The organism is Amphritea pacifica (assembly GCF_016924145.1).
GTDB classification, from domain to species: domain Bacteria; phylum Pseudomonadota; class Gammaproteobacteria; order Pseudomonadales; family Balneatricaceae; genus Amphritea; species Amphritea pacifica.
In genome coordinates this window covers 1-1,842 of the sequence record NZ_JAFFZO010000071.1, presented here as the reverse complement: position 1 = coordinate 1,842, position 1,842 = coordinate 1, and the positions used below count along the sequence as shown (strand labels likewise).

At 54.9% G+C, this 1,842-nt stretch carries 1 protein-coding gene; it reads right to left on the bottom strand.

Annotation, left to right across the window (positions count from 1 at the left end):
• Positions 1 to 93: 93 nt before the first annotated feature.
• Positions 94 to 1,425, bottom strand: a complete 1,332-nt coding sequence (ltrA, locus tag JW499_RS21380) for a group II intron reverse transcriptase/maturase (RefSeq protein WP_205212485.1) — start codon at positions 1,423 to 1,425, stop codon at positions 94 to 96.
• Positions 1,426 to 1,842: the final 417 nt, after the last annotated feature.

The window sequence follows — 1,842 nt, the reverse complement described above, 5'->3', positions numbered from 1 at the left end:
AATCGGGATAGGGAGGCACCTCACAGTGCCCCTCCTCCCACACCACCGGGCATACGGGTCACGTACCACGGCGGTTCATCTCCTCATCTATTATCACGCTGCCAACGATGGCAGCCCCAAGCCTTTAAAATATCTGTTTGGCAATGCCCTATAGAGTGCCGGACTTTTGCTTATACGCCAAGGCCCATGGGCCGATTTCGCCGTATTCCAGGCCGTCCAACGGTCTACACCCAGTCGACGCAGTTTACGATAGCCACTACGGCCCCATTGCTTCCAGATATAACACCGCAACTTCCGTCTGATCCATTTGTCGATGTCGCGCAGCGGGCTCTGCACCTCGGCTACGCCGAAGTACGCTTTCCAACCAAGCAGGTATTTCCTTAAGTCTGCGATGACATACGATAGATGATGGCCTCTCGTTCGACGGCTCAGTTCCCGTACGCGCTGCTTCAGTTTCACCAGTGCCTTGTCCGCCACTTTGATCCTGTTGCCGCGTCGGGGACTGACAGTAAATCCCAGGAAACTCCGTTTCCAAGGCCGGTCTACCGCGCTTTTATCTTCGTTTACCTTGAGCCGCAGGTGGTCTTCGATATAGCGCTGTACACTTGTTTTGATCCGCTCCGCCGCCCGGCGACTGCCCACATAGATCTGGCAGTCATCGGCGTATCGGCTAAAGCAGTGACCTCGTTTTTCCAACTCCCAGTCCAATTCATCCAGTACGATGTTCGCCAGTATCGGCGACAGCGGGCCACCTTGCGGTACGCCCTCTCGATTCGCGGTTATTTGGCCATCCTTCTGAATTGGGCTGGTCAGATATCGCCTGACCAGCTTCAGCAGCGTCCGGTCCTGGATGCGTGTTTTCAATCGCGCCATCAACCGATCATGGTTGACGGTGTCGAAGAACGCTTGCAAGTCCAGATCGATCACCCAGCTCTTCCCGTTCACGATAGTATTCTGGGCATGCCGCACGGCTTGCTGAGCATTACGCTGAGGCCTGAAACCGTAGCTGTTGGGGTGGAAAGTCGGCTCCCAAAGGGCGCTGATTATCTGCGCTATAGCCTGCTGGATAAAACGGTCGATGACCGTTGGGATCCCCAGTTTGCGCATTTTTCCATCAGCCTTCGGTATCTCGACCCGTCTGACCGCTTGTGGTCGATAGCGACCGTCGATCAGGCATTCCTTAAGGTCCGGCCAGTGGACGTGCAGATAAGCCGACAGTTGCTCTGTCGTCATCCCGTCGACGCCCGCTGCGCCTTTGTTGCGTTTGACCTGTTTCAGCGCACGTGCCAGATTGTTCCTGTCCAGCACTTGCTCCATCAGTGATGCTTCGATAATTGGCAACTGAATTGGGTTGTCATTAACACAGGCTTCACCCACTGTCGTTGACAGTGTTCCGTTAAGAAATTGGTCAGGTGCTATGTCCATGTTCTTATAACCTATCCATGCCAGAGATGTTCGGGCCTTCGGTGTGGAGAGCCACACCTACTATGCCTTCTGCTGACTTCTGCAGGGCGATCACGCTGGATTGCTTCAACGTCAGTTGCTCCCTCAACACCGTGCAGACCTCCCAGGGTAAGACACTTAACTTTCCTCGCGTAGACGCCGGATTTATAAAACATAAGCCTGTTGCAGATGGAGGGCTTGGCAGTCACGTGCCCGCTGGCCCCACTTATGTCACACCTCATATCCGGTTCTTGTTCATCGCCCCGCGATTTTGCCTTGGGCTTCCTCCAGCCAGCCCCTCGCGGGACTAACCTTGCCCTTTGGCTAACCTTCGGCTCTGCGAATACCTGGTACGAGGACTTTCACCTCGCTAGTTAAGTGCCATGCCTGGCACACACG